Genomic DNA, 25,931 nt, shown 5'->3' with positions numbered 1-25,931 from the left:
GCCAAGCGCCGGGCGTTTCCTGTCGACCGCGGCTTCGACCGACCCGCCGCAGCCTCGGAGTTCCCTGCAGAAATCATCCACAGCCGATGCTGAATCTGGGACAAGCCCGCACGAAGGCTCGACGCATCGGTCCGGGCTTGTTAAGCGCCACCCTCTGCGGGACGCGGGTTTGAGTCGGGGCACATGACGGTTGCGATCGAGATGGGGCAGACGACGGCGGGATCGCCTGCGGCCCTGGACCTCGAAGAACTGCTGGCGACCCGCCTGCTCGTGCAGGGCAATTCCGGCTCCGGCAAGTCGCATCTGCTGCGCCGGCTGCTGGAGCAGAGCGCGCCCTGGGTGCAGCAGACCATCATCGATCCCGAAGGCGATTTCGTTACGCTTGCGGAGCGATTCGGCCACCTCGTCATCGAGGCCGAGGACCACACCGAGCGCGCCCTTCAAGTCGCCGGCGAGCGGGCGCGGATCCACCGCGTCTCCACCGTACTCAACCTCGAAGGGCTCGACGCCGAGAACCAGATGCGGCGGGCGGCGGCGTTTCTCAACGGCCTGTTCGAGATCTCGCGCGACCATTGGTACCCGATGCTCGTCGTCGTCGACGAGGCCCAGTTGTTCGCGCCCGCCGTCGCCGGCGAAGTGTCCGACGAAGCGCGCAAGGCCTCGCTCGGCGCCATGACCAATTTGATGTGCCGCGGCCGCAAGCGCGGGCTGGCGGGGGTGATCGCGACGCAGCGGCTGGCGAAGCTGGCCAAGAACGTCGCGGCCGAGGCCTCGAACTTCCTCATGGGCCGTACCTTCCTCGACATCGACATGGCGCGCGCCGCCGATTTGCTCGGCATGGAGCGCCGCCAGGCGGAAGCCTTCCGCGATCTCGAGCGCGGCCAGTTCATGGCGCTCGGCCCCGCTTTGTCGCGCCGTCCGCTCGGCCTGCGCATCGGCCCGACCGACACCAAGCCGCGCAATGCGACGCCGCGGCTGATGCCGCTGCCGGAAGCCTCGCTCGAGGACGCCCGCGCCGTCATCCTCGCCGCCCCACCGCCCGAGGCCAACCCGCGGCCGCAGCGCAAGCCGCAGCCGGAGCTGCTCGACCAGCTCATCGCGGCGAAGTCCGCCGCACTCGAATTCCGCCCAGAACCGCCGCCGCCGGAGATCAGCGAGGAGGAGCTCGCCGAGCGCCGCGCCCGCGTCGAGCGGGTGTTGCAGGCGGTGCTGGCCGAGCCCGACGCCGGCTTCCGCGCCGTCGGCGTGCTCTACCAGGAGTTCGTCGTCCGCTGCCGCATCGAGGGGCTGGGCACGGCCGTGCCCGACCTCAACGAATTCCGCCGCATGCTGACCCGCGCGCGCGCCGGCCTCGGCGGTGACGCGGCCTCCGACGATGCCGGCTGGCAAGACGTCACCTTGCGCGCCTCGCTGCTGCCCGAGGACATGCAGGGCGTGTTCATGATGCTCGCCCGCGCGGCCAAGGACGGCCGCCCCTGCCCGAGCGACGCCGCGATCGCGCGCGCCTACGGTTCGCACTCGCTGCGCCGGGCGCAGCGGCTGCTCACCTATATCGAGGACCAGGGCCTGATCGTCTGCCAGCTCGATGGCGCCGGCCGCCGTATCGTGACCCTGGTCGAACTTGCCTGGGCCACCGCGCCCGGTGATCCCAACGCCGACGACGCCGATCAATCGCTCGTCACCTCTTCGTCCTGACGATGCGCCCGGATCGCTCCGGGCGCATCGCGTCGCTGTTGTCCGCGATCAGCTCGCGGCGATCTTGCCCATCGCCGGATCGCTGATGCTGGGCCGGCCGTTCTCGACATGGCCCGCGAGCTGCCAGTTGAAATTGGCGTCGCTGTCCGCCGTCACCGTCAGGTCGTACCAGCCATGGGTCTGGCGCAGCCGCACCTTGGTCTCCAGCCGCTGGCCGCGCTGCAGGCGATGCCGCTCGCTGCGTCCCGAATAGTTGTCGGTCAGCGTGACCACGCAGCTCGCGCCTTTGTTGGTGAGCGCCACCGCGAGGCTGCGGGCGTCGTCTCCCTCATCCCAGTCGCACATGTGAACGGTGTCGACGTCGACCAGCGCCGCGGTCGAGACGACGCCGCCCTTGAAGTGCCGGTAGAAGCCGTTCGGGCCGTACACCGACAGGTCATACTGGCCGGCGCTGGCGGCAAGATCCCACACGCCGTTCAGCGACTTGCCGGCCTCGACCGTGTAGCTCCACGGACCGGTCGCGGTGTTGCCGGAACGCACGTGGAAGCAGACGCCCGCCTGCCCCGGATTTACGAAGCGGATGCCGAACTTCTTATGCGCGGCATCCGCATCGCCGTCCACGCGCAGGTCATACGGCAGCGCGCGCGCCGGACGGATGCCGGGCTCCTGCTGCGGCAGCACCTGCTTGGCCGGCGGCACCGGGTGATAGTCGTCGAAGCGCGCGCCCGAGGTGATATCGGAGGCCGGCGGCTTGAAGCCCGCCGTGCTCGGCAGCGGCGCCAGACCTTCGTTCGGCGAGGTGAAGTTGAACGCCGAGGTGAGATCGCCACAGACAGCGCGACGCCAGGCCGGGATGTTGGTCTCGAACAGATCCTTCGCATGGCGATGGAAGCGCTGCTCGATGAAGCGGATCACCGAGGTGTGGTCGAAGACCTCAGAGCAGACATAGCCGCCGCGCGACCACGGCGACACCACCATCATCGGCACGCGCACGCCGAGACCATACGGTCCCGCGAGGTGATTGGCGTCGCCGGCGAACAGGTCGGTGCTGACGTCGACGGTGGATTGTCCATAGGCCCGCGACATCGCCGGATAGGGACCGACGACGTGGTCGAAGAAACCGCCGCCCTCATCGTAGTTGATGAGCAGCACGGTCTTGCTCCACAGCTCCGGATTCGACGTCAGGATGTCGAGCACCTTGGAGATGTACCAGGCACCCGGACCCGGCAGCCAATTCGGATGCTCGCTGAACGCCTCCGGCGCGGCGATCCACGACACCTGCGGCAGTGTGCCGTTGCGGACGTCGTTGCGCAGGCCGTCGAACAGATTCTCGAACGTACCGCCCTTGGCGATGTTGCTGCCGCGCAGCGCCTTCTCATACAGCGGGCTGCCCGGCTGCGAGTTCTGGTACTGATGGAAATACAGCAGCGAGTTGTCGCCGTAATTGCCGATCCACGGATTCTGCGTCCAGCCCCAGAAGCCGGCGGCATTCAGCCCGGTGCCGATGTCCTGATAGACCTTCCAGGAGATGCCGGCCTTCTCCAGCCGCTCCGGGAACGTGGTCCAGTCATAGCCGGCCTCGGCGTTGGTGATGACCGGGCCGCCATTCTTGCCGTCATTGCCGTCCCAGCCGGTCCACAGATAATACCGGTTCGGATCGGTCGGTCCCATCACCGAGCAGAAATACTGGTCGCAGATCGTGAAGGCGTCGGCGAGCGCGTAGTGCCAGGGCAGATCCTGCCGGTTCATGCAGGTCATCGTCGTGGTGCCCTTGTTGGCGATCCACTTGTCGTAGTTGCCGTTGTTCCAGGCCTTCTGGCCGTCGTTCCAGCCGTGCGCGACATCCTCGACATAGACCTGGCCGGCATTGTCGACGCGGAACGGCATCACCGATCCCGTGCCATTCGGCTGCTGCCAGACCGGATTGCCGTTCGGCAGCTTCACGGCGCGCGGATCGTTGAAGCCGCGCACGCCACGCATTGCGCCGAAATAATGATCGAACGCGCGGTTCTCCTGCATCAGCACGACGATGTGCTTGACGTCCTCGATGCTGCCGTGACGATTGAACGCCGGAATGGCGTGCGCGCGCTCGATGCTCTGGCTGAGCGCCGCGGTGGCGGCCGAAGCCCCGAGCAGGCGCAGGAACTCGCGCCGGTTGTGCGCGATCGTGTTCGACATCTCTTTCACTCCCGAAGTGACGAAGGTGTCGAGCGGCTTAGGTGGCGGCGTTAACAGCCGCGTGACCGGGCGGTTAAGGATGTGTGGCACGGGCTTGACAGCGGAGTTGGGAATGGCGTTCGGCCGAGCCGCCAATGCCCTTGCGCGAGGGACGAAAAGCTGAATGATCCTTTCGGTTTGAGACAACGGGCGGCCCGCGTGGCGCCAGGATTGACGCGTTGCCTTTTTGAGGATGGTTTGCAAATGCCGACATTGACGGTGCAAGCGGCGGGCCTGCCGGAGGCGCCGGGATGGTTCTGGCTGTATGTCGTGTCCAACGCGCTCATCGCCTGCGCCTTCTTCACGGTCTCCATCGTCATCGGCCTGTATCTGTTGCGGCGCTGGAAGGAGGTCATGTTCCGCGGCGCCCTGGCGGCGCTCGGCGTCTTCGTGGCGCTCTACGGGCTCACGCGTCTGCTCGCGATTCTCGATCTCTGGGTGTCGGACGCACGATTCGAGAGTCTTCTTTACGCCCTGCTCGCCGTGATCTCGGTCGTGGTCATTGTCAGCATGATCAGGATGCTGCGCAAAATCCTGGTGCAGCCGACTCGCATCGTGCTGCAGAAGGCCTATGAACGATTGGAGGAAGAAATCCGGCAGCGCCAGGCCGCCGAGGCGATGGTACGCCGTTTCCAGGAGATCGAGGCCAACGAGGCCCAGGTGCGCCAGGCGCAGAAGATGGAGGCGATCGGCCAGCTCACCGGCGGCGTCGCGCACGATTTCAACAACATCCTGACCGTGATCACCGGGACGATCGAGATCCTCGCCGATGCGGTCAAGGACAAGCCGCAGCTCGCCGGCATCGCCGACATGATCAGCGCCGCCGCCGAGCGCGGCGCCGACCTCACCCGGCATCTCCTCGCCTTTTCGCGCCGCCAGCCGCTGCAGCCGCGCTCTACCGACATCAATGGGCTCGTGGTCGATGCGGCACGCCTGCTGCGCCCGACGCTGGGCGAGCAGATCGAGATCGAGTCGATGCTCGCGCATGACAGCGCGCCGGCGCTGATCGACCCGAGCCAGCTCTCGACCGCCATCCTCAACCTCGCGCTCAATGCGCGCGACGCGATGCCGGATGGCGGCAAGCTGACGCTCGAGACCAAGAACGTCACGCTCGACGAGCACTACGCGCGGCTGAACCGCGACGCGAGGCCCGGCCACTACATCATGATCGCGGTCAGCGACACCGGCGAAGGCATTCCGGCCTCGCTGCTCGACAAGGTGTTCGAGCCGTTCTTCACCACCAAGGACGTCGGCAAGGGCTCGGGCCTCGGGCTCAGCATGGTCTATGGCTTCGTCAAGCAGTCCAACGGCCACGTCAAGATCTACAGCGAGCAGGGCCACGGCACGACGGTGAAGCTCTATCTGCCGCGCGCGGCGAGTGCGCCGGAGCTGCCGGCCGCCGACGTCGAGCGGCCAGCCGTGCCGCGCGGCGACGAGACCATCCTGATCGTCGAGGACGACGCGCTGGTGCGCGACTACGTCATCGCCCAGGTGCGCCGGCTCGGCTATCGCACGCTGTCGGCGAGCAACGCCGCCGAGGGGCTCGCGATCATCGACAGCGACGAGCGGGTCGACCTGTTGTTCACCGACGTCATCATCCCCGGCGGCAAGAACGGCCGCCAGCTCGCGATCGAAGCCGAGAAGCGGCGGCCCGGGCTGAAGGTGCTGTACACGTCGGGCTACACCGAGAATGCCATCGTGCATCATGGCCGGCTCGACGCCGATGTGCTGCTGCTCGCCAAGCCATATCTCAGCGCCGATCTCGCCCGCATGATCAGGACCGCGCTGGAGGCGTGAGGGCGACCGTGATGGAGCCGCGCGTCTCCTCGTCACGACGCGCCCCGCTCCCGTGCGGTTTTGGGACGCATAGGCCGGCCACACCCTCAGCGTCATCCCGGGCAAGTCCGGCCCTGCGAAGCGGGGGCGGACGCCGACCCGGGATCCATACGCCGTAGCAGGTGTGGCTGGGCGGGATGGAGCGGCCATCGTGCCTCGAACAGCTCCCTGGGGTTATGGGTCCCGGATCGGCGCGCGCTTGCCGAACAATGCTTGCGCGTGTCGGGAGCGCGCTTGTCCGGGACGACAGTGGTGGACTTGGTTGGGGACCTCGCCAACTCATAAGACGCGGGATTGCAGTCCCGCGGCACATCGTGCCCGAGGCATGCATCGCTCATGTCCCTCCGAAATAAGAGAGGGCGCGAGGAAGGCCGGACCTCGGCTGAGGCCCGTGGCCCGCCTGCAGAAAGAAATGCAGGCGGCAGTCACCACGAGTACAGCCGGACAGACCCGGCCTTCCCCGCGCGATTGGTTTTAACGGTGTCCTTCGTGCTCTCCCTGGGGATCGGCTTTGTTGCCCCCATCGCCCGCGCGTGCCGTCAAGCAACGACCACGGACTTGACCTCAGCGTCGAGAGGCCAGGACCACACGACTTCGCCGTCCGCGCCGGCCATGCTCGTCTGGCACGACCGTCACGTCCATCGCAGCCCACCTCCACGTTCGTGACGACGCGTACGTCCCTCTGCTCGAGGCGGGTGAGCCAGAGCATCGACCTGATTTGCCCGACGACACAAGCCAGGACGCCTGCGGCAAACTAACACGACGGGCAATTCACGCATGGCGCACATGCACGGCGTGCCCGTCGTGCAAACAAATCGCCAGACAGCACCGGATTAATTCCGCGTCGCATCCCACGTCACCGGCAGGTTGAGCAGGCCGCGGAAGGCCCAGCCGCCGATGCGGATCGGCTCGGCGTCTCGCAGCCGCAGGTTCTGCAGCCGCGCGAACAGCGTCGGCAGGGCGACGTCGGCGATCATCGCGCGCGAGGCCCAGGCGCCGGCGCAGAAATGCGGGCCGGCGCCGAAGGCGATGCTCTTGGCGACGTTGCGGCGGATGTCGAAGCGGTCGGGATCGGGAAAATGCGCCTCGTCCCGGTTGGCCGAGCCGAACATCAGGAACACGCGCTCCTCCGGCTCGAACGTCACGTCGCGGATGGTCCAGGGTTTGGCGATGCGCCGGGGCGACATGCCGATCGGCGAGATCCAGCGGGCATATTCCTCGAACACCTGCAGCCAGCGCACCTCGCCGCTTATGGCGAGCGCGAGCTGCTCGGGATGCGTCAGCAGCGCCCATACCGTGCCGGCGATCGCATCACGCGGCTCGTTCTGGCCGCCGGAGATCGCCAGCTTGATGTTGGCGCGGATGCTGTCCATCGGCATCTGCGTGGCGAGCATCACGCCGAGCAGGCTCTGGTTCGGGGTCTTTTCCAGCACCGGCAGCATGTCGTCGATCGCGGCGTCGATGCCTGTGGTGGCGGCGTTGCAGCGCGCCTCGACCGCGGGGTCGCCGGTGTAGTTGGCGATGCCGTCGATCATCGCCTGCGACCACGCGTTCATGTCCTCGAAGCGCATGTTGGTGAGGCCGGTGATCAGCTTCAGGCACTCGGCGGAGAATGGCAGCGCGAAATTGCGGACGAGATCGACATCGGCCGCCGGATCGAGCGCGTCGATCAGCCGGTCGGCGTGGGCCTGGAACTGTGCCAGCCACTGCACGCGGACCGCGCGCGGCGACACCGCCGGCGCGATCGCCTGGCGCTCGGCCATATGCGCGGCGCCGTCCTTGCGCATCATGTTGTGGCCCATCAGCCGGTTCATCAGCCCCTGCGGCTGGTGCGAGCTGAACACGTCGATCTGCTTCTCGGAGACGAAGATGTCGTCGCGCCGGCATAAAAGCGTGCTGCCGAGCTGCGGCACGAAGGCGATCGGGGCCTCCTGGCGCATTTTCGCCAGCGCCGGATAGGGATCGGCCCAGAACGCAGCGGGATCGATGTCGAAATGCGGTGCGGTGCTCACGCGTGGCCTCCGGTCAGACGGCGCAGGCTAGCCGCGCGCATGAGCGGCGTCTGTCCCGGTGATGTGTGACATGATCAGTTCAGCGGCTTCGGCGCCGTCATGAGCCGCAGCGCGATCGCGAACAGCTCGTTCTGCGAGGCGATGCCGAGCTTCTCATAGGCGCGCTTGCGGTAGGTGAAGACGGAGTTGAGCGCGATGCCGAGATCACCGGCGATCGCCTCCGAGGTGAAGCCTTCGAGGATGCGCCGGCAGACGTCCTTCTCGCGTGGGGTCAGCACCGACAGCGGTCCGCCTTGCGCGAATAGCAGCGCGAGCTTGTCGGCCGGAGCAGAGACAGTCGTATCGTCCTCGCAATGCCGCGCAACTGTGGCGGCGACGATCGGGGCGACCGCCGTGATGCGCTGCCGCTGGGCCTCGGTGAAGCCGCCCTGCTCCGCCGTGCGATAGAAGTTCACATAGGTGCAGTGATCGCCGACCCAGATCGCGGTGGCGGCCTTGTCGACGATCTCCGAGTCCTCGAAGAACAGCTTGCGATAGCCCTTCGGATACATCCGCCGGGCGAAGTGCGGCAGCAGGATGTGTCGCTGCTCCGCGCGCTCGCGGAAGATCACGTCGCGGTTCGGATCGGCGGTGTGGAAATGCTCCGAATAGGCGGTGCCGAGATCGGGCCCGATGGCGATGTTGCCGGTGCTGAGCAGGCAGCGGGCCGAGCGCTGGCCGGCGAAAGAGAACACCATGCAATGGCCGACATCGGCGACATCGCGCAAGGTGTCGATCAGGACGGCCGGAAACGACGGCTGGCCGATGGCGAGCACCAGGGCGCTGACGGCGCTGGTCGCATCGACGCCGGACCTGATGGCCTCCATGATGGTCCTCCCCTGGATGTTCTGTTTGTTTCAGCCTAGCAGCAACGTTGGACAGCTGGAAGGCCGCCCGACGTCACCAACCACGGGGACAGACGCACGGCCGCGACGGGGCTAGGCTTGGCAGCTCGAAGTCGCGGCCGATCAACGCGCCGGGCACGCTCAACGGGGAGGAACTCGCGATGAGAGCCGCACTCACTGCGCTCGGAATGGCAGCCATGCTGGCGCTCGGCGCGCCGGCGCGGGCTGACATCAAGGTCGGTATCGTGGTGTCGGCGACCGGGCCCGGCTCGGCGCTCGGGCAGCCGCAGATCAAGGCGGTCGCCGCACTGCCGAAGGAGATCGGCGGCGAGAAGATCGTCTACATCGCGCTCGACGACGAATCCGACAGCGTCAAGGGCCTGCAGAATGCGCGGCGCCTGGTCATCCAGGATGGCGTCGACGTCATCATCGGCTCGTCGCTGACGCCGGTCACGATGCCGATGCTCGATGTCGCGCTGGAGTCACGCACGCCGCTGCTGTCGCTGGCGGCCTCGACGGCGATCGTCCAGCCAATGGACGACAAGCGGAAGTGGGCGTTCAAGGTGGTGCCCAACGATGACATTATGGCCGCGGCGATGCTGAAATACATCGCCAAGAGCGGCGTCAAGACGCTCGGTTTCATCGGCGTCTCCGACGGCTATGGCGAGGGCTACTACCAGGAGGTGAGCAGGCTGGCGCCGAAGCTCGGCATCACCGTGACCACGCATGAGGTCTATGCGCGCGGCGACACCAGCGCGGCCGGCCAGGCGCTGAAGGTGATCGCGACCAATCCGGATGCGGTGTTCATTGCGTCGGCCGGCACGCCCGCCGTGCTGCCGCAGCAGGCGCTGCGCGAGCGCGGCTATCAGGGCAAGATCTTCCAGACCCATGGCGTGGCGACGCAGGAGTTCATCAAGCTCGGCAAGGAGAACGTCGAGGGCGCGATCTTCGCCGGCGAAGCGTTCTCGATCGCCGACGATCTTTCGCCGGAGGATCCGTTCCGCCGCGCCAACGACGCGTTCGTCTCGGCCTATCAGGCCGTCCATGGCGACCGGCCGAACATCTTCGCCGCGCATCTGTGGGACACGGTGACGCTGCTGAAAGGCGCCATTCCCGGCGCGCTCAAGGCCGCCAAGCCCGGCACGCCGGAATTCCGCGCCGCCCTGCGCGACGAGTTGGAGCGCGGCAAGGACATCTATCTCAACAACGGCCTCTCGACCATGAGCCCGACCGACCACAACGGCTACGACGAGCGCTCGGCGTTCCTGATCAAGGTCGAGGGCGGGAAGTTCAGGCTGGTGAAGTAGTCGGGTTCGCGTTTTTGGCACAACGAGCCCGGCGCGGACGGTGCACTCCCCTCCCCCTTGCGGGGAGGGGTCGGGGGTGGGGGGCCACGAGTCCGACTATCAATGATGCGCGATTGAGTGCGCGCGAGACAGACTGGTCCTGGATAGCAGCTCGCCGAAAGAAACTGCGTTCAGCGCCCGGGGACCCCCACCCCCGACCCCTCCCCGCAAGGCGGAGGGGAGCTCACCTTTGGCGCGGTGGGTGCTCGACCTCCACGGGTGAGGTGACGCGCTCTTAGGCCGATAGTCTCTCCGCCGTCGCGCCCTTGCCCAAAATCAGATCCGCCGCCTTGTCGCCGATCATCAGCGTGGCCGCATTCAGGTTGGCCGAGATCATGCGCGGCATGATGGAGGCGTCGGCGACGCGGAGGCCTTGCATGCCGTGCACGCGGAGTTGGTCGTCTACGGTGGCCCAGGTGGAGTCGGCCGGGCCCATGCGGCAGGTGCAGCCGGGGTGGAAGGTCGTCGTGGCGCGCTGGATGGCGGCGGCGAGAAATTCGTCGTCGCTGTTCACCTTCGGGCCCGGGAAATCCTCGTAGGCGTAGTACGGCGCGAGCGGCGCCGAGGCCAAGAGCCGGCGCGCCAGCTTCATGCCGGCGACGATGACGCGGCGGTCGAGCTCGGCTGTGAGATAGTTGGTCTGGATCAGCGGCGGCGCGAACGGATCGGCGGAGCGGATGCGGACATAGCCGCGGCTCTCCGGGCGCTGCTGCCACGACGCGACCGTCATGCCGGGCTCGTCCTCGAGCTGGCCCTGCACGCCTTCCTTATAGCTCGCAGGCGTGAAGGTGAGCTGCAGGTCGGAGCTCTCCGCGGTTTCTCCGGAATGCCAGAAGCAATAGACCATGGTCGGTGACAGCGACAGGATGCCCTTGCGCGTCACCGCCCATTTCAGCGCCTCGCCCCACAGATTGAGGCCGCGCGCGAGCTCGTTGATGGTCTTGATGTTCTTGACGCGCGCCACCGTGCGCGGCGCGTAGTGATCCTGCAGGCCCTCGCCGACAGAGCGGAGCGCATGGCGCACCTCGATGCCGTGCTGCTGCAACAGCTCGGGCGCGCCGATGCCGGAGAGCTGCAACAGCTGCGGCGAGTTGTAGGTGCCGCCGGACAGGATGACCTCCTTCCGCGCGCGCACCTCGACCGGCACGCCGCCGCGTCCGCCGCGGCTGTAGCGCACGCCGACGGCGCGCTTGCCGTCAAGCATGATGCCGGTGGCATGCGCGTGGGTGCGGATCTCGACGTTGGGCCGCTTGCTGGCGGGCTTCAGGAACGCGGTCGCCGACGACACGCGGCGGCCGTTCTGGATGGTGCGCTGGACGTAGGACACGCCCTCCTGGATGGCGCCGTTGTAGTCGGGATTGCGGGGGATGCCGAGCGTGACAGCGCCGTCCATGAAGGCCTCGCACAGCGTGTCCTTCCACTCCATGGTGGTGACTTCAAGGCTGCCGTCGCGGCCGCGATATTGCTCGTCGCCGGCGCCGATGCGCTTCTCCATGCGCCGGAAGTGCGGCAGCACGTCGGAATAGCTCCAGCCGCGATTGCCCATCTGCGCCCAGGTGTCGAAATCCTGGCTCTGGCCGCGATTGTAGACATGGCCGTTGATCGAGGACGAGCCGCCGAGCGTCTTGCCGCGCGGCGCATAGATGCTGCGGCCGGCCGTGTAGGGCCCCGGCTCCTGCTGGTAGCCCCAATTGATGCTCTTCATGTAGAAGGTCTTGATGAAGCCGGCCGGCAGATGGATGTAGGGATGCCAGTCACGCGGGCCCGCCTCCAGCACGCACACCGTCACCGACGGGTCCTCGCTGAGGCGGTTGGCGATCACGCAGCCGGCCGAGCCGGCGCCCACGATCACATAGTCGAACGTATCCATCTCGTCTGTCGTCCCGGTCTCATCATGCCTGCCGCATGACGCGGCAAGGCGGCCATAGCGCGATCAGCGCGCCTTGTCATGCAGTTGATAATCGAGATGCGCCCGCACCGTCGGCCATTCCGCGGCGGTGATGCTGTAGACGACGGTATCCCGCAGCGTGCCGTTCGGCGCGATCTGGTGGCTGCGCAAAATGCCGTCCTGCTTGGCGCCGAGCCGCTCGATCGCGCGGCGGCTCTGGTGGTTGAAGAAATGCGTGCGGAACTCGACCGCGATGCAGTCCATCGCCTCGAAGGCCTGCGCCAGCAGCAACCGCTTGCACTGGGTGTTGAGCGCACTGCGCTGCACCCGCTTCGCGGTCCAGGTCGATCCGATCTCGACGCGGCGGTTGGCGGCGTCGACATTCATGTAGGTGGTCATGCCGGCGACCTTGCCGTCGGCGTCGAGCACCGTGAACGGCAGCATGCTGCCCGCGGCGAACAGGCCGAGCCGGCGTTCGATCTCCTTGGCCATGGTCTCGGGTTTCGGAACTGCGGTGTACCACAGATTCCACAATTCGCCGTCGCTGACGGCCTCGACCAGCGCGTCGTGGTGGTCGGGCGACAGCGGCACGAGGCTGGCGTGCGTGCCGCGCAGGGTGACCGGTTCGAGAAAGGGCATCATTGGATTCCGTCATTGCGAGGAGCGCAAGCGACGAAGCAATCCAGAGTCGCGTACGCGGCCCTGGATCGCTTCGCTGACGCTCGCAATGACGGAACTATCATGCCGAACGTCACTTGTTCAGAAAATTCAGCGGCAGGCCCGGGCGCGGCCAGTCCATCGTCACCAGTTCGCCCCGGCCGGACAGCGTGATGTACGCGGTCTTCAATTCGGGGCCGCCGAAGGCGATGTTTGTGGTGACGCGGTCGCCGGTCGGGACCTGCTCGACCAGGGTGCCATTCGGCGCGATCACGCTGATGCAGCCGGAGACCAGCGTCGCGACGCAGACATTGCCGTTGGCCTCGACCGCGAGCGAATCGAACATCTGGTAGCCCCCGAGGCCGCAGATCGGGCGGCCGCGCTCGCCGCGATAGATCACGTCGCGCGGCTTCACGGTGCCCGGCTCCGGCACGTCATACGCCCAGAGCCGCGCGGTCGGCGTCTCCGCGATGTAGACGGTCTTCTCGTCCGGCGACAGGCCGATGCCGTTGGCCGGCAGGATGCCGTGCACGGCCTCGACGATCTCGCTCATGCCGGGCTTGAGATAATAGAACGCGCCGACATCCATGTCGCGGGCGCGGCGCTTGCCGAGGTCGGAGAACCACAGCCCGCCGTGACGATCGAACACGAGGTCGTTCGGCCCGCGCAGTTCGTGCTCGCCACAACGAGTGACGACGGTCTCGACCTTGCCGCTCTGCAGATCGATCCGCTGGATCGAGCCGCCCTGATAATCCTCCGGCTGCGGGCCCGGCATGATCATCTTGCCGGTCGGAATCCAGGAGAAGCCGCCATTGTTGCAGATGTAGATCTTGCCATCGGGGCCGAGAGCGGCGCCGTTCGGCCCGCCCGGAATCTGCGCCACGACCTCCTTGCGGCCGTCGGGATGGACCCGCGTCAGGCGCTTGCCGCGGATCTCGACCAGCACCACCGAGCCGTCGGGCATCACGACCGGCCCTTCGGGGAATTCGAGATCTGTGGCGAGCACGCGCATGTTGGACATCGAACGGACCTCCCGCTTGTCACGCCGCGATGCGGCGCCTTGTTGTTATCAGGAGGTTATCGCAAAGCTGACGTGGCTTGCCAAGCAAGCGGCTGGGTGTGCGACCGCAGGGCAGCTCTGCTGCGGGGTGAGGCTCGCAGCAGGCTGACGCAAGTCGGCGCGGTCAGCGGATCACCGGCAGCCAGATCTCCAGCCCGCCATTGCCGGTCAGCGGGTCGAAGCGCTGGTCGTAGCGCTCGAAATTCGGCGCGTCGACGATCGTGCAGCCCGACTGCGGCAACCAGCGATTCCAGATCGTGTGCACGGTGCGGCGGATCGAGGAGATGTGGCCGGCATGGGTGAACACGGCGAAGGTCGAAGCCGGCACCCGCACGCGGCTGAAGGTCCGCGGCAGGTCGGAAAAATCGGCCACCTCGATGCCTGCGATGTAGTCGAAATTGCCGGCATCGTCGCCGTTGCAGCAGACGCCGTAAGCCACCGTTCCGCGGCGTGCCGGAACCTCGTGCGTGATCGCATTGAAGCGGCGCCACAACGCGGGAATCCCGGCGCCGCTGTCGACGCTGACACGCTCGCCGAGACCGGCGACGAGCAGCGCCTCTGACGTGACGAAGCGGGGAACGGGACAATCATCGAGCGGGGTCTGGTCCATCAGGATCGGCTCCTGCAATGCGAGGCCATCGAGGCGCGCGTCGGCGCGGACCATCTCCGGCGTGACACCAAACTGGTCGCGAAACGCACGGGTGAAGGCTTCGTGGGAGCCGTAGTCCGCCTCCAGCGCGAGAGTAAGGATATCGGGCGCGCCCTTGGCGAGCGCGCGCGCCGCCTCACTGAGACGACGCAGCCGGACATAGCGCATCACCGACACGCCGGTTGCCGCCGCGAACGCACGCACGATGTGAAAGCGCGACACGCCGGCCATGCGCGCGATGTCATCGAGCGACAGCGGCGCGGTCAGATGACTCTCGATGTACCAGAGCGCCTTCTGGGCGGGGTTGGTAGACACGCCTGTCTCCTGACGAAGCCGCGCATCATGCCGGTCGACGGATTCGACCGCTTGATCGTTCTTGCGCCGCGGCCCGGCTATTTGCCGGCCGGCTTCGCCGGGGCGGCGTCCTTGGCGGCCGCTGCATCGGCCTTCTTCTTCAGTTCGTCGACGAGCTTCGCCTGCGCGGCCTTGAGTTCGTCGATCGCGCTCTGCTGCGCGATCAGCGCTGCCCTGAGGGCCTGGATCTGCCGGTTCGCGGCATCGAGCTTCTGCTGCTGATCGAGCGACTGCTTGGTGATCGTCTTCTGCAGGAAATCGATGTTGCTCTGCAGGCATGAGGTCCTGCGATCCATCGCCTTCTCGGCGGTGCAAATCTCGATCCCTGGAATATCCTGCGCATGCACGGCGGAGCACACACACATCGCGAGCACGCTCGCAGCCATGACGATTCGCATCACAATTTTCTCATTCGCTTGCCAAACACATGATTTTGCATGGAACTTACGCTGTTTCCTGATTGATACCATACTGAGACCTCAATCGCGCATTGAAGTTCCAGGCTCGGACCCGTTTTTAGGGAGATGGACAGAATGGCTACGCGCGAAAAACGGCTGGCGCAATTCGACGGCAACGGCGAACCACCGCCGGGCCAGACCGTCGAGGTGCTCTGCGAGGATCACAGCGGCACCTATCAGCTTCCGTTTCCGTGTTTCTATATTGATGGCAAGTGGCACAACAAGGAATCAGGCGGCGCACTCGAAGCCACCGTCATCGGCTGGCGCTTCCCGCGCACGCGCTTTGACGAGCGCAACGCGCGCCGTCCGCAGCCGAGCTTCGTTGCCGACCGCGCTTCGTCTTATTGATCACTCAAGGCCCTGGGCTCCGCTCAGGGCCGGTCTTGCCGAACATCTATTTTCGAACGTGCATTGAGCATCACGAACGGATCGGCCGCCAGCGATCACGCCGCAATCGCCGTTCCGCCATTGGCCCCGCTATCCCGTCATTGCAAGCCCACTGCGTCATCGCGATTTCCGTCGGCAAGAAAGGCAGCCACGCGCGCTGCCAACGGACATGCCGGGCATTCAAGGCGCGCCCTGCGTGTTTCAAGACCCGGCCTGTTGCAAAATGTGACGGTGCCGAACGGTCGTCTTAAGGTTCGGAACGCGACTGGAACGAATCGCGCTCGAATCAGCGGCGACATCAGGTCCGACACTTGTTCACGGCTACATCTGCGCGTTCATCGGCCCGACCTACCAGATGGTGACGGCTGCGATTGCAGCAGTGATGATCAGGCGCACATCAAAGCTTAACAACGCGGATGCTGGCCGATGAGAGCAGGACTCTCTCGCCAACATCGTCATCCGGGCTCGCCGATGTTCGACATTCACGCTGAGTGTCCCAGAACGCAACGGCGATCGTGACGGCGCTTAACCTTCGGAACGCGACTGGAACGAATCGCGCCCGAATCAGCCGCAGCATCATGTTCTCGGCTGTTCACCGCTACATCTCGGCGCGGACCGCGATGCACCACCAGATCGAGCAACGCCGTGATGACCGCCGTCCGCCTGCAGAGAGGATTCGGACGACGGGCATTAACGGATCAGAGCGTGGGCCGCAGCGCTCAACTCCAGGGCGTGACCGGCGGCACCTTGTCGGTGGCGGGCGGCATCTCGACCGTCTTGAAATCCGCCGGGCTGACGATCTCCATGTATTCCATGTCGGGGGAATAATCGTACAGGTAGTGCACGATGCCCGGCCGCTGGTGCACGACATCGCCGGCCTTCACCAAAGTCGGCTTGTCCTCGTACATGAAGCGCGCCCAGCCCTTCATCATGATGACGATCTGGAAATCGCAATCGTGCCGGTGCCAGCCGGTGCCGTCGACCGGCGGGCACTCGGGATTCGCCTTGACGAGATGGCAGATCACCTGGCCGCCGGTGGCCTCGGCGATGCCGAGATCGCGATAGAGGAAGAAGTCGCGCAGACCCCCGCCCTTGTAGTCGGTGTCTTCAGGCTTCACGTGCGAGAACTTGGTCACCACAGCATGCTGGTTCATGACGGCCTCCACCGGTTGATCGCGGCATCGGCAACCCCTGAGGCCCATCGAACGGCCGCAGCGGCCACCACGCCTGAAAGCCCGTTGTGCTATGCGAAAACCGCGCCATGCCCTGCTCCCAGCGCAAGGATGGCCGGCGGGCTCCCCGCACGCGCGCGCGAACTGCTTGTGAGCAACGGGATTTTCGCGGTCGTCTCTTGTGGCGAAGGTCGCCCCGGAGACGCGGATCACGCGCAGATGCCGGACCGTGTCGGCTTCGATTTGGGCAGCGTCTGCCCGAGCCATGAGCCGCATGAGACCGCCAGAGCGGCAAGCCGCGGGGCGAGCGGCGGCTGCCGGGCCGTCAGTACTCGACCTCCAGCTCCTCGATCTCCTCGGGCTCGGCCTTGGCCGCCTCGATCCATTCGCGCATTTCCGGCATCGCCATGATCAGGTCGGCATAGGCCTTGAGCTGCGGCTCGAGCTTGACGTCATAGGTGACGAAGCGCGTCACGACAGGCGCATACATGGCATCCGCCATGCCGCGCTGCTGGCCGAACAGGTATGGGCCGCCGGACTTCGCCAGGCAGTCGCGCCAGATCGCCCAGATGCGGTCGATGTCCGCCTGGGCGCGGGTCCACACCTTGAAGCCGGGAAAATGGCCCTTGAGGTTGACGGGGAGCGACGCGCGCAAGGTGGTGAAGCCCGAGTGGATTTCGCCCGAGATCGAGCGGCAATGCGCCCGCGCGATGCGATCGGCCGGCAGCAGTCCGGCCTGCGGGAAAGTCTCGTTGAGGTATTCGGCGATGGCCAGCGTATCCCAGATCGTCGCGCCATCATGGCGGAGGCAGGGCACCAGGATCGAGGACGACAGCAGCAGGATCTCGGCGCGCGCCGAGGCGTCGTCCGGGCCGACCACGACCTCGTCGAAATCGAGCCCGGCGAACTTCGCGAGCAGCCAGCCGCGCAACGACCATGACGAGTAATTCTTGCTGCTGATCGTCAACGTCGCTTTGGTCATCTCGCCCTACCCCCTTGTCGTGTCGTCGGTCGCTTGTCGCTCAGGCGATCGGCCGGCCCGCACGGGCCGGTGATCACGCGGAGCCGGATACTGCTGAGATTTCATTGAGCAAGCGACATGCCAGTTTTTCAGGCAAGACTCCGTGGCCCTGGCTCCGATATTGCATCTTCGATGCTGCCTATGCACGTGCATGTAACGGATCGGACCCGATGGCGCTGCTGTACCAAGCCTATCAGAACCACATGGACCTGACCGAGCCATGGCGCCAGGGCGCTGCGGCCGCCATGCGCTATCTCAATCTGATCCCCTCAGGCCTCTCCGGCCGCGCCATGCGGCGGCTCTCCGCGGCGCTCGAGCTGATTTCCCGCTCCGCGCTGACCTACGCACGCCCGGCCTATGGCATCGACAGCGTGATGGTCGGCAACCACGAACTCGGCGTGACCGAGGAGGTCACGTTCAAGACGCCATTCGGCTCGCTGCTGCATTTCAAGAAGGATGGCGCGCCGGACCAGCCCAAGGTGCTGCTGGTCGCGCCGATGTCCGGCCACTTCGCCACGCTGCTGCGCGGCACGGTGAAGACGCTGCTGCAGGACCACGACGTCTACATCACCGACTGGCACAATCCGCGCGACATTCCGCCGGGCCACGGCCGCTTCGGGCTGGAAGATTACACCGATCATCTCATCAGCTTCCTCAGCCAGCTCGGACCGCGGCCGCACATGGTCGCGATCTGCCAGCCATCCGTCTCGGCGCTGGCCGCAACAGCCGTGATGTGCGAGGGCAACCATCCGTCACGGCCGGCGACGCTGACCCTGATGGCCGGGCCGATCGATACGCGAATCCAGCCGACCAAAGTCAACGAGTTCGCCAAGAGCAAGCCGATCGACTGGTTCGAGGACAACCTGATCCACTACGTGCCCTTTCAATGCCGGGGCGCGTTCCGGAAAGTGTATCCGGGCTTCGTGCAGCTGACGGCGTTCGTCTCGATGAACCTCGAACGGCATGTGAAGCAGCACCTCGACCTCGCCGATCACATCGCCAAGGGCGAGGTCGAGAAGGCCGAGACGATCAAGACCTTCTATGACGAGTACTTCGCGGTCATGGACCTTCCGGCCGAGTTCTACATCGAGACTGTGCGCGACGTCTTCCAGGAGCATCTCTTGCCGCAGGGCAAGCTGATGCATCGCGGCCGTCCGGTCGATCCGAAGGCTGTCAGGCGGATCGGCCTCATGACCGTCGAGGGCGAGCGCGACGACATCTGCTCGATCGGCCAGACGCTGGCGGCGCAGGACATCTGCACCAATGTGCGGGCCTATCGCCGCGTCCACCACATGCAGGCCGGTGTCGGCCATTACGGCGTGTTCAGCGGCAAGAAGTGGAATAACGAGATCTATCCGTTGCTGCGCGACTTCGTCCACGTCAATTCGTAGAGCGGCCACGCTGCACGCGCTGCAGCGTCGCTGACGGCGTCTCCCCGAACTTCTCGCGATAGGCCCCCGCCATCCGCCCAAGATGGGTGAAGCCGAGCTCGAAGGCCAGGTCGATGATGCGGGCCGCGGGGGCCGCCGTCATCAGCTGCGCATTCAGCCGCGCCAGCCGGATATCCAGCAGCATGTCGGAGATCGACATGCCGAAGTGACGGCGGAAGCCGCCCTGCAGCGCACGAATGCCGACGCCGGCGGCGACGGCGAGTTCGTTGAGATCGAGCGGTTCTGTTGCCTGCGCATCGAGCAGATCGCGCGCCCTGCGGACGGCCTGGGGCAACGTCGCGCTCCGGCCGGAATGCACCCTGATCGCCTCCGACAATCCGTCGCCCGGCTGCCGGAACAGGATGTCCAGCAGCGTCTCGCGCCAGTCGGCGGCGGCTACCGCCGACAGCCTTCGCTCGCCGCCGAGTTGTTCGGCGAGGTCGGCAAGAGCAAGCATGTGGGCCCGGAGCCGCGCGCCGTGGTCGACGGACAGCTCAATCGCCGGATCGAACTCGACCGGCCGCACCGCGCGCCCCGAGAGCGCTGCGGCCCGCTGCTCGACCAGGCTCCGATCGAGCAGCAGAATGAGCTGGGCGCAATGGTCCCAGACCATCCGCGTCGGCACGGTCGGGGACAACAAGGAGGCCGCGCCCTCGGGACCGGTCGTCACTTCGCGGGCGGCGGTGCGAATGCCGGCCGCCCCCGCGCACGGCAACTGCACCAGGAAGAACCGGTCGAGGCAGCCGGGATCGATCGAGACCACGCCGCCATAGGCGACATAGTTGATGGAGAAGCCGTCGAATGCCGCGCAATTATGCAGCGCGAGGAAATCACGCGCAGTCTCTGCCTTCGGTTGCAGCCCGTGCGGACAGAAGATGCGGCCTATTTGTTCAGCAGCCTCATCGACATCGTGCGTTGCAACACGGCGATAGGCGGCGAGCCGCGGCGATGCGGCGTCTTTCCAACTACGATCAGCGGCTGCAGCTGCAGTCATGGCTCACATCGTCCGTCGAAATCATTTGAAACCTATAATAATTAGCATCTGGCGTCGAGGGATTCGTTTTCTGGATAGACACCGCGCCGCGACCTGCTCGATCCTCAGCCCGTGTGCAGCAAGGAGATCCGCCATGATCACACTGGAAAAAGGCATCACGCGTGCGGGCACCGGCTATGCCGGCAAGACCTGGAATATCCTGGGTCAGCTCTACTTCCCCAAAGCCATCACCGACTCGACCTTCGCGTTCGAGACCAACAGCGATCCCGGGCAGTTCGTGCCGGTTCACGTCCATCCGACGCAGGACGAGTTCATCCTGGTGCAGGAGGGCGTGCTCGATCTCAAGCTCGACGGCGCCTGGGTGAAGGCCCATGCCGGCGATCTCGTGCGCATGCCGCGCGGCATTCCGCATGGCTACTTCAACAAGTCGGACAAGCCGGCGAAGGCGCTGTTCTGGGTGTCGCCGATGCAGAAGCTCGAGGCGCTGTTCAACATGCTGGACAATCTCGCCGACCCTGCCGAGGTCGTGCGGATCTCCGCCGAGCACGAGGTCAACTTCCTGCCGCCCGAAGCCAACGACTAGGCGCGGGCGACGTCGGGAGCACAAGCTCATCACGGCAGTGCGGCGCGCGGTGGGCGCGATCGCCTTGGCGTGTCTCCGCGGGATGAGCGGGTGCTTCGCTTGAACCAATTCTGACTGGCGAGAGCATCTCGCCGTCTCACCGGCGCTGGCCTCTTGTCAGCGTCATCTGCTGCGGTCGCGCCGGGCGGCCTTCGCCATCATCGAATCTTTCAGCGAGCTCCTGCAGCGCGGCCGATGACGGCCGTCCGCATGCGGCCGCGCGCTCGACAACAGGAGGTCCCATGATCACTCGAAAAAACGTCTGCGTGATCGGCGCCGGCGTCTCCGGCCTCGCCGCAGCCAAGGCATTCACGGCACACGGCCACGATGTCACCATCGTCGAGCGCAGTGCCGATCTCGGCGGCGTCTGGGAACCGGCGCGCTCCTATCCCGACGTTCAGACCCAGAGCCCGAAGGATCTCTATCGCTACACCGACAAGGCGATGCCGGACAGCTATCCGGAGTGGCCCAAAGGACCGCAGGTCTATGCCTATCTCGCCGACTACGCGCGAAGCCATGACCTCACTCGCCTCATGCGGCTGAACACCGCCGTGCTGTCGATGCAGCGCCGCGCGGACGGCAAGCCGGGCTGGACGCTGGATCTCAAGACCGGCGATCAATCGAGCCGAGAGGATTTTGATTTCGTCGCCGTCTGCACCGGCCAGTTCAACGAGCCGCAGACCTTGTCGCTTGCCGGTGAGGATCAGTTCGCGGCCGCTGGCGGCACCATTCTGCACTCGTCGAAGTATAACGATCCTAGTATCGCAAAGGGGCGCAACGTCGTCGTGCTCGGCGGTTCGAAATCGGCGACCGACATCGCCGTCAACGCGGTCCGCTCCGGCGCGCGCTCGGTGACGATCGTGTTTCGCGAGCCGGTGTGGCGCATCCCCTATTTCATCGGCGGCCTCCTCAACTTCAAGCGCATCCTCTACATCCGCGCCCAGGAGCAGATGTTCGCGAGCTGGGGCATCGGCCCGCTGTCGCGACTGGCGCACAAGCTCGCCAAGCCGCTGGTCTGGGCGAATTGGCGCGGCCTGGAAAGCCTGCTCAAGGCGCAGCTCAAGCTCGCCAAGTGCAAGATGGTGCCCAAGGAGCGGATCGAGGACGGCGTCAATTGCTCGGTCCCGATCGCGACGCCCGACTTCTTCCCGATGGTCGCGGATGGCCGCATCAAGGCGGTGCTCGGCACCTTCGATCACTATGAGCCGGGCACGATCGTCGCCAGCAGCGGCGAGCGGATCGCCGCCGACGTCGCCGTGCTCGCGATCGGCTACAAGCTCGGCGTTCCCTTCCTGTCGGCGGCCGATCGCGCCAAGCTCGTCGACCCCGACGGGCAGTACCGGCTCTACCGCGTCATCGCGAATCCCGATCTGCCGGACATGGGCTTCGTCGGCTTCAATTCGAGCTTCTGCACTGTCCTGTGTGCCGACATGGCCGCGCGTTGGCTCGTCCGCTACGCCGACAAGCAGCTCGCGCACCAGCCGAGCGAGCGTGAGATGCGCGACAACATCGAGATGATGCTGCACTTCAAGCGGGTCGAGCGGCCGGCGGCGGGCGTCTATGGCGGCCTCTGCGTCGCGCCATATCATTTCAAGCATTTCGACGAACTGCTTGCGGATATCGGCGCCAAGCGCCGGCGGCGCGGCGCGCTGGCGGAGATGTTCACGCCGCCCGACGCCGACGCCTACCACGCGTTTCTTGCGTCCGCTCCGTCCTATCAGGCGGGGTGATGCCGCTCGGCGCCAGCGTGTCGCCTCCGCGCCGACACGCTGTTGCCGCACCAGAGATCGCTCGGTATTCCGTGGCTCCACAGCACTCGGATTTGATCCGATCGATGGGACGCGCCGCACAGTCGGCCGCTGGTCATTGAACGGCAGGCGGGCTATCCAAGGCGCCCCTGGCCACAGGCCTCTGCCTCGGAGACTCACATGACTCTCGCAACCCGCCTGCGTTCCCTGACCGCCGCTCTTTCGGCGGTGATCGCCCTGAGCGGCGCAGCACAGGCCGCAGAGGTTCACGTCATGATCTCCGGCGGCATGACCGCAGCCTTCAAGGCGCTGGTGCCGGAGTTCGAGCGGCGCTCCGGCCATAATGTCACGATCGCCTATGGCCCGTCGATGGGAACCACCGCCAATGCCATTCCGGTGCGGCTGGACCGCGGCGAGCCCGCGGACGTCCTGATCATGGTCGGCTATGCGCTGAGCGATCTCACCACCAAAGGCAAGGTGGTGCCGGACAGCCATGCCGATCTCGCCAATTCACCGATCGGCGTGGCGGTCAAGTCAGGCACGCCGCACCCGGACATTTCGAACGCCGACGCCGTGAAGCGCATGCTGGTCGCCGCCAAGACCATCGCCTATTCGGACAGCGCCAGCGGCGTCTACGTCTCCACCGAGATGTTCGACAAGCTCGGCATCAAGGACGAGATGAAGGGCAAGGCGCGGATGATTCCGGCCACCCCGGTCGGCGAGATCGTGGCGCAGGGCGAGGCCGAGATCGGCTTCCAGCAGATCAGCGAGCTGAAGCCGGTGCATGGCATCGACATCGTCGGGCCGCTGCCGGCGGGCCTGCAGAAGATCACCGTGTTCTCCGCCGGCATCGCGACGAATGCCAAGGAGCCGGAGGCCGGCAAGGCGCTGATCCATTTCCTGGGATCACCGGACGCACGCAAGGTGATCGCGGAGAGCGGCCTCGATCCGATCGTCAGGAAGCCCCCGAACTGATCCGATCGCATCGGGTCGAAACAGAAAACTCTCCCTCGCATGACGCGCAGGGAGAGTTCGGTCGGCTATACCGCAACGGCTGCGACGCTCACTGGGTGAACAGCGTCGCCTCGCTCAGATTGTTGGCGCCGTAGGCCTTCTTCAACAGGCCGTTTGCCTTGGATTCCGTCATGAACTTGGTGACGAAGGCGAGCGACTGCGGATGCTTCAGCGGCACGGCGACAGCGGTGTCGGTCTTCTTGAAGGTCTCGTTCAGCACCTTGGTGCCCGGGAGCTGCTTGGAGAGGATGACCAGCTGATCACGCGCCAGCGCCAGTGCATCGATCTCGCCGGCCGCGAGCAACGCATAGACCTCCTCGTAAGACTTGAAGCCGACGACGGTCGCCTTCTTCATGAATGCCTTCGCCCCGCGCATGACCGTCGTATCGTTGATGGCCGCGATCTCATGGCCGGCCTGATCGAGCGCGGCAAGGTTCGGAATATCGAGCCCGGCGCGGATGATGAACGTCGTATCGACGGAGTCGTAGACCGGGCCGAATGATGCCTTGGTCTCGCGCTCGGAATCCTTCGGCAGGAAAGTGACGTCCCAGGCGCCCTGTGAAGCTCCATCGATGATGGAATTCGCATTTGGATGCTCGACGAACTCGACGGGGACGCCCACCTGTGCAGCCATCGCCTTGCCGAGTTCGACGGGGACACCTGCATAGCCGCTATCGGACTTGACGCACCAGAACGCACCACCAGCCGGGCCGACGGCGATAGCGACTCTGAGCTTCCCGCCCGGCGCGATCTCGTCCTTCAGGCCCGCGGCCCCGGCGCTGTGACCGACAAACGTGACTACCGCAGCTGCCAGGGCTGCATCACGCAGCCAGCGCCAGAACGCCATGGCCCTCTCCCATCGAATTGCAAAGTGGTTACGGGCCGCACCTTGCCGGGAGCACTGTTAAATACAGCTTACCTTGCTCTCGCAAAGCAACAAGCGACGCGCAAAACTTGCGCGCCGCCATTACCGTTTCGAATAGCTCGATATCGAAAGGCGATTAAACCCGCCTTAAACGCAACGACGAACGGCCACGCCATTCACGATCACGGTCCGGCACGCCGTCGTGGCCGCCGCAACGGGCGGCTTGCGCACGACCACCGCACCGGCGGCACCGGCGCAGCCTGCCCGAACGACGCCGCGCGCGCAGACGACGGCGTTGGCATCCGACATCGAGACGAACGGCATCAATGCCAGAACGAACAGGCCACAGAGAGTCGAAAGAACGATACGTGAGAGAATGCTGCGCATGACGAACTCCTGATGGTCATCATTTGATTAGGAAAATATCCACCCTGTCTTGAATTTGCCGGGCCTCCCGCGGCTTTTCAACTGTGACAATTTGGGTGGATCGAAACGATCCGCACGTTGGGGTGCAATGCCCGTCGAACTACGGGGCCGGTCGGCGAGGCCGCCTAGCGATTGGCTGCAAACTGGGCGAGCATGCCCTTGCAGGCCGGCGACAGCGCGCCGGCATTGGCGGCAAGGCATTGCGCAACACGGCCGCCGCCCGGCTCGACGCCGCTGCAGAAGGCCCGGGCATCGGTGCCGCAAGCGGCCCTGACGATGCGCAATTCCTCCAGCGGCCGGAGCGGCCTCAGCACCATCGCGGGAGCAGCCGGTGGCGCCGCAGCCGTCGTCGGCGCGACTGCGGCCGTCGCCGCGGGCGACGCAGCGGCGGCCGCGCCGCCGCCACTCGCCGCCGCGATGGCCTGAGCGCACGCCGGCCCGACCTTGGCCTTGTTCTGCTCCAGGCACTGCATCGCAGCGGCGCCGCCCGGCGGCACGCTGCTGCAGACCCTGCGATAATCGGAGCCGCAGGCGCTGCGGATCGCGGCCACCTGCGCCTCGCTCGGCTTTGCTGCCGGTGTTGCCGCCGCGGGCTTCGCCGGCTCCGGCTTGGCCGTCGCCGCCGCTGCGGCGGGCGCGGCTGCAGGCGGAGGGGTCGCCGGCGCTGCCGGCTGCGCCGCGGCCTTCGGTGCGTCGACGGCAGGCTTCGGCGCCTCCGCGGCCGCGGGCTTCGGAGCCGCCGGTGAAGGAGCAGCCGGCTTGGTCTCGGCCGCGGGTTCGAGCGCCTTCACGGCGGCTTGGCACGACGAGGACAAGCCGGCCATGTTCTTCTGCAGGCACTGGAATGCCGCCGCGCCGCCGGGCGGCACGCTCGAACATTTCGACATGTAGTCGGACCGGCAGGACGACTTGATGGCGTTGCGCTGCGCATCGGTCTGCGCCAGCGCTTGCGTTGCAGCGAAGCCGGCCGCTGCCGCCAAGCCGAGCAATAACATCCGCTTGTAACGATTGATCATCGATCGATCCTCAATGCTGCCGAGCCTGGATTGCTCTCAAATGTGAAACATCGCCCGCATCCGGCAAGCGCCATCAACTTGTCAGTATGAGCACGATATCAGGCCATCCCCGGTCGACGTGCTTCCGCCCGGAGACAACCTGATGAGAATGGGTCCCGGAGGCTGCGATGACCGGACGGG

The 25,931-nt window shown here is 66.0% G+C and carries 22 protein-coding genes; 8 read left to right on the top strand and 14 right to left on the bottom strand.

Features of this window, described 5'->3' with window-relative positions; all coding sequences use genetic code 11:
• The first annotated feature begins 183 nt into the window (after window positions 1-183).
• Complete coding sequence (locus ACQR1Y_RS05455; RefSeq protein ID WP_434879530.1) at window positions 184-1,695, top strand: helicase HerA domain-containing protein; 1,512 nt, start codon at window positions 184-186, stop codon at window positions 1,693-1,695.
• 48 nt (window positions 1,696-1,743) lie between these two features.
• On the opposite strand, the gene ACQR1Y_RS05450 is transcribed toward ACQR1Y_RS05455, so the two are convergent.
• Entirely contained in the window at window positions 1,744-3,873 is a 2,130-nt protein-coding gene (locus tag ACQR1Y_RS05450; RefSeq protein ID WP_434879531.1) for a phosphocholine-specific phospholipase C, read from the bottom strand.
• Between the two features lie 243 nt (window positions 3,874-4,116).
• Between ACQR1Y_RS05450 and ACQR1Y_RS05445 the strand changes: the two genes are divergently transcribed.
• Window positions 4,117-5,709 carry an ATP-binding protein gene (locus tag ACQR1Y_RS05445; RefSeq protein ID WP_434879532.1) on the top strand — a complete coding sequence of 531 codons (1,593 nt, stop codon included), beginning with the start codon at window positions 4,117-4,119 and terminating at the stop codon, window positions 5,707-5,709.
• A gap of 872 nt (window positions 5,710-6,581) precedes the next feature.
• Here ACQR1Y_RS05445 and ACQR1Y_RS05440 read toward each other — a convergent pair.
• Together ACQR1Y_RS05440 and ACQR1Y_RS05435 are read right to left on the bottom strand one after the other, a co-directional pair.
• Entirely contained in the window at window positions 6,582-7,760 is a 1,179-nt protein-coding gene (locus ACQR1Y_RS05440; RefSeq protein ID WP_434879533.1) for a cytochrome P450, read from the bottom strand.
• A 74-nt stretch (window positions 7,761-7,834) separates the two neighbouring features.
• A complete protein-coding gene (locus tag ACQR1Y_RS05435) occupies window positions 7,835-8,626 on the bottom strand; it encodes a helix-turn-helix transcriptional regulator (protein ID WP_434879534.1) in 792 nt (263 codons plus the stop codon).
• Between the two features lie 179 nt (window positions 8,627-8,805).
• On the opposite strand from ACQR1Y_RS05435, the gene ACQR1Y_RS05430 reads away from it, so the two are divergent.
• Window positions 8,806-9,951 (top strand): ABC transporter substrate-binding protein, encoded by a 1,146-nt coding sequence (locus ACQR1Y_RS05430; protein WP_434879535.1) that lies wholly within the window; start codon window positions 8,806-8,808, stop codon window positions 9,949-9,951.
• A 274-nt stretch (window positions 9,952-10,225) separates the two neighbouring features.
• On the opposite strand, the gene ACQR1Y_RS05425 is transcribed toward ACQR1Y_RS05430, so the two are convergent.
• From ACQR1Y_RS05425 to ACQR1Y_RS05405, 5 genes are all read right to left on the bottom strand, one after another.
• Window positions 10,226-11,860: a GMC family oxidoreductase gene (locus ACQR1Y_RS05425; RefSeq protein ID WP_434879536.1), complete on the bottom strand. Its 1,635-nt coding sequence runs from the start codon at window positions 11,858-11,860 to the stop codon at window positions 10,226-10,228.
• Between the two features lie 63 nt (window positions 11,861-11,923).
• On the bottom strand, window positions 11,924-12,517 hold the full coding sequence (locus tag ACQR1Y_RS05420) for a GNAT family N-acetyltransferase (protein WP_434879537.1): 594 nt from the start codon (window positions 12,515-12,517) through the stop codon (window positions 11,924-11,926).
• Window positions 12,518-12,629: 112 nt separating this feature from the next.
• Window positions 12,630-13,556: an SMP-30/gluconolactonase/LRE family protein gene (locus ACQR1Y_RS05415; protein ID WP_434879538.1), complete on the bottom strand. Its 927-nt coding sequence runs from the start codon at window positions 13,554-13,556 to the stop codon at window positions 12,630-12,632.
• A gap of 163 nt (window positions 13,557-13,719) precedes the next feature.
• Complete coding sequence (locus ACQR1Y_RS05410) at window positions 13,720-14,559, bottom strand: GyrI-like domain-containing protein (protein ID WP_434879539.1); 840 nt, start codon at window positions 14,557-14,559, stop codon at window positions 13,720-13,722.
• Window positions 14,560-14,636: 77 nt separating this feature from the next.
• Window positions 14,637-14,996, bottom strand: a complete 360-nt coding sequence (locus tag ACQR1Y_RS05405) for a hypothetical protein (protein WP_434879540.1) — start codon at window positions 14,994-14,996, stop codon at window positions 14,637-14,639.
• A 135-nt stretch (window positions 14,997-15,131) separates the two neighbouring features.
• Between ACQR1Y_RS05405 and ACQR1Y_RS05400 the strand changes: the two genes are divergently transcribed.
• Window positions 15,132-15,404 (top strand): hypothetical protein, encoded by a 273-nt coding sequence (locus ACQR1Y_RS05400; protein ID WP_434862334.1) that lies wholly within the window; start codon window positions 15,132-15,134, stop codon window positions 15,402-15,404.
• Between the two features lie 758 nt (window positions 15,405-16,162).
• On the opposite strand, the gene ACQR1Y_RS05395 is transcribed toward ACQR1Y_RS05400, so the two are convergent.
• Together ACQR1Y_RS05395 and ACQR1Y_RS05390 are read right to left on the bottom strand one after the other, a co-directional pair.
• Window positions 16,163-16,597 carry a cupin domain-containing protein gene (locus ACQR1Y_RS05395; RefSeq protein ID WP_434879541.1) on the bottom strand — a complete coding sequence of 145 codons (435 nt, stop codon included), beginning with the start codon at window positions 16,595-16,597 and terminating at the stop codon, window positions 16,163-16,165.
• A gap of 343 nt (window positions 16,598-16,940) precedes the next feature.
• Window positions 16,941-17,597 carry a glutathione S-transferase family protein gene (locus ACQR1Y_RS05390; protein ID WP_434879542.1) on the bottom strand — a complete coding sequence of 219 codons (657 nt, stop codon included), beginning with the start codon at window positions 17,595-17,597 and terminating at the stop codon, window positions 16,941-16,943.
• Between the two features lie 209 nt (window positions 17,598-17,806).
• On the opposite strand from ACQR1Y_RS05390, the gene ACQR1Y_RS05385 reads away from it, so the two are divergent.
• Window positions 17,807-19,027, top strand: coding sequence for a polyhydroxyalkanoate depolymerase (locus ACQR1Y_RS05385; protein ID WP_434862331.1), 1,221 nt, complete (start codon window positions 17,807-17,809; stop codon window positions 19,025-19,027).
• Here the strand turns inward: ACQR1Y_RS05385 and ACQR1Y_RS05380 are convergent.
• Window positions 19,017-20,060 carry an AraC family transcriptional regulator gene (locus ACQR1Y_RS05380; RefSeq protein WP_434879543.1) on the bottom strand — a complete coding sequence of 348 codons (1,044 nt, stop codon included), beginning with the start codon at window positions 20,058-20,060 and terminating at the stop codon, window positions 19,017-19,019. The two genes, ACQR1Y_RS05385 and ACQR1Y_RS05380, sit on opposite strands and share 11 nt — an antisense overlap.
• Window positions 20,061-20,193: 133 nt before the next feature.
• Between ACQR1Y_RS05380 and ACQR1Y_RS05375 the strand changes: the two genes are divergently transcribed.
• The 3 genes from ACQR1Y_RS05375 to ACQR1Y_RS05365 all read left to right on the top strand — a co-directional run bounded on the left by ACQR1Y_RS05375 (window position 20,194) and on the right by ACQR1Y_RS05365 (window position 23,405).
• The gene (locus tag ACQR1Y_RS05375) at window positions 20,194-20,643 is read left to right on the top strand and encodes a cupin domain-containing protein (RefSeq protein WP_434879544.1); all 450 of its coding nucleotides are present in this window, start codon (window positions 20,194-20,196) and stop codon (window positions 20,641-20,643) included.
• 281 nt (window positions 20,644-20,924) lie between these two features.
• Window positions 20,925-22,412, top strand: coding sequence for a flavin-containing monooxygenase (locus ACQR1Y_RS05370; protein WP_434879545.1), 1,488 nt, complete (start codon window positions 20,925-20,927; stop codon window positions 22,410-22,412).
• 198 nt (window positions 22,413-22,610) lie between these two features.
• Window positions 22,611-23,405, top strand: a complete 795-nt coding sequence (locus ACQR1Y_RS05365; protein ID WP_434879546.1) for a substrate-binding domain-containing protein — start codon at window positions 22,611-22,613, stop codon at window positions 23,403-23,405.
• A gap of 88 nt (window positions 23,406-23,493) precedes the next feature.
• Here ACQR1Y_RS05365 and ACQR1Y_RS05360 read toward each other — a convergent pair whose 3' ends face one another.
• From ACQR1Y_RS05360 to ACQR1Y_RS05350, 3 genes are all read right to left on the bottom strand, one after another.
• Window positions 23,494-24,291: a transporter substrate-binding domain-containing protein gene (locus ACQR1Y_RS05360; RefSeq protein WP_434862327.1), complete on the bottom strand. Its 798-nt coding sequence runs from the start codon at window positions 24,289-24,291 to the stop codon at window positions 23,494-23,496.
• Window positions 24,292-24,456: 165 nt separating this feature from the next.
• Window positions 24,457-24,696, bottom strand: coding sequence for a hypothetical protein (locus tag ACQR1Y_RS05355; protein ID WP_434862326.1), 240 nt, complete (start codon window positions 24,694-24,696; stop codon window positions 24,457-24,459).
• Between the two features lie 164 nt (window positions 24,697-24,860).
• Window positions 24,861-25,751 carry a hypothetical protein gene (locus tag ACQR1Y_RS05350; protein WP_434879547.1) on the bottom strand — a complete coding sequence of 297 codons (891 nt, stop codon included), beginning with the start codon at window positions 25,749-25,751 and terminating at the stop codon, window positions 24,861-24,863.
• Window positions 25,752-25,931: the final 180 nt, after the last annotated feature.

It is taken from the genome of Bradyrhizobium sp. HKCCYLRH3099, from assembly GCF_051167855.1.
Lineage (GTDB): Bacteria > Pseudomonadota > Alphaproteobacteria > Rhizobiales > Xanthobacteraceae > Bradyrhizobium.
This window is presented reverse-complemented; position numbering and strand designations above follow the sequence as displayed.

Bases quoted from the DNA above. Each gene is read 5' to 3' on its own strand.
- ACQR1Y_RS05420 (WP_434879537.1), bottom strand. From the start codon at position 12,517: ATGCCCTTTCTCGAACCGGTCACCCTGCGCGGCACGCACGCCAGCCTC.
- ACQR1Y_RS05400 (WP_434862334.1), top strand. From the start codon at position 15,132: ATGGCTACGCGCGAAAAACGGCTGGCGCAATTCGACGGCAACGGCGAA.
- ACQR1Y_RS05405 (WP_434879540.1), bottom strand. From the start codon at position 14,996: ATGCGAATCGTCATGGCTGCGAGCGTGCTCGCGATGTGTGTGTGCTCC.
- ACQR1Y_RS05450 (WP_434879531.1), bottom strand. From the start codon at position 3,873: ATGTCGAACACGATCGCGCACAACCGGCGCGAGTTCCTGCGCCTGCTC.
- ACQR1Y_RS05385 (WP_434862331.1), top strand. From the start codon at position 17,807: ATGGCGCTGCTGTACCAAGCCTATCAGAACCACATGGACCTGACCGAG.
- ACQR1Y_RS05375 (WP_434879544.1), top strand. From the start codon at position 20,194: ATGATCACACTGGAAAAAGGCATCACGCGTGCGGGCACCGGCTATGCC.
- ACQR1Y_RS05355 (WP_434862326.1), bottom strand. From the start codon at position 24,696: ATGCGCAGCATTCTCTCACGTATCGTTCTTTCGACTCTCTGTGGCCTG.
- ACQR1Y_RS05360 (WP_434862327.1), bottom strand. From the start codon at position 24,291: ATGGCGTTCTGGCGCTGGCTGCGTGATGCAGCCCTGGCAGCTGCGGTA.
- ACQR1Y_RS05435 (WP_434879534.1), bottom strand. From the start codon at position 8,626: ATGGAGGCCATCAGGTCCGGCGTCGATGCGACCAGCGCCGTCAGCGCC.
- ACQR1Y_RS05415 (WP_434879538.1), bottom strand. From the start codon at position 13,556: ATGTCCAACATGCGCGTGCTCGCCACAGATCTCGAATTCCCCGAAGGG.
- ACQR1Y_RS05455 (WP_434879530.1), top strand. From the start codon at position 184: ATGACGGTTGCGATCGAGATGGGGCAGACGACGGCGGGATCGCCTGCG.
- ACQR1Y_RS05370 (WP_434879545.1), top strand. From the start codon at position 20,925: ATGATCACTCGAAAAAACGTCTGCGTGATCGGCGCCGGCGTCTCCGGC.
- ACQR1Y_RS05350 (WP_434879547.1), bottom strand. From the start codon at position 25,751: ATGATCAATCGTTACAAGCGGATGTTATTGCTCGGCTTGGCGGCAGCG.
- ACQR1Y_RS05395 (WP_434879541.1), bottom strand. From the start codon at position 16,597: ATGAACCAGCATGCTGTGGTGACCAAGTTCTCGCACGTGAAGCCTGAA.
- ACQR1Y_RS05380 (WP_434879543.1), bottom strand. From the start codon at position 20,060: ATGACTGCAGCTGCAGCCGCTGATCGTAGTTGGAAAGACGCCGCATCG.
- ACQR1Y_RS05390 (WP_434879542.1), bottom strand. From the start codon at position 17,597: ATGACCAAAGCGACGTTGACGATCAGCAGCAAGAATTACTCGTCATGG.
- ACQR1Y_RS05430 (WP_434879535.1), top strand. From the start codon at position 8,806: ATGAGAGCCGCACTCACTGCGCTCGGAATGGCAGCCATGCTGGCGCTC.
- ACQR1Y_RS05365 (WP_434879546.1), top strand. From the start codon at position 22,611: ATGACTCTCGCAACCCGCCTGCGTTCCCTGACCGCCGCTCTTTCGGCG.
- ACQR1Y_RS05425 (WP_434879536.1), bottom strand. From the start codon at position 11,860: ATGGATACGTTCGACTATGTGATCGTGGGCGCCGGCTCGGCCGGCTGC.
- ACQR1Y_RS05445 (WP_434879532.1), top strand. From the start codon at position 4,117: ATGCCGACATTGACGGTGCAAGCGGCGGGCCTGCCGGAGGCGCCGGGA.